At 50.4% G+C, this 236-nt stretch carries 1 protein-coding gene; it reads right to left on the bottom strand.

Annotated elements, in window-relative coordinates:
- A partial coding sequence (locus AAEZ00_RS22155; protein ID WP_502959367.1) for a GntT/GntP/DsdX family permease occupies positions 1-236 on the bottom strand: 236 nt, incomplete at both ends.

Raw genomic sequence — 236 nt, 5'->3', positions numbered from 1 at the left:
CCGTGACCCCCTGGATTAAGGTGGCCATTGTTTGGGCCCGATACGCTTGTTTGACACTCATGCGGCTAAATTGAGTCACCACCCAGAAGAAGCTATCGTTTGCATGTGAGACGGTCATCGCACCCGCACCAATTGCCATTACGGTTAACACTCGTCCCATTTCTGAGGCTAAACCAATATCGCCTAGTAATGGTGCCACTAATGCTGAGGTAGCGACTAATGCCACCGTAGATGAA

It is taken from the genome of Shewanella sp. S1-49-MNA-CIBAN-0167 (genome assembly GCF_040310145.1).
Lineage (GTDB): Bacteria > Pseudomonadota > Gammaproteobacteria > Enterobacterales > Shewanellaceae > Shewanella > Shewanella psychromarinicola.
This window is presented reverse-complemented; position numbering and strand designations above follow the sequence as displayed.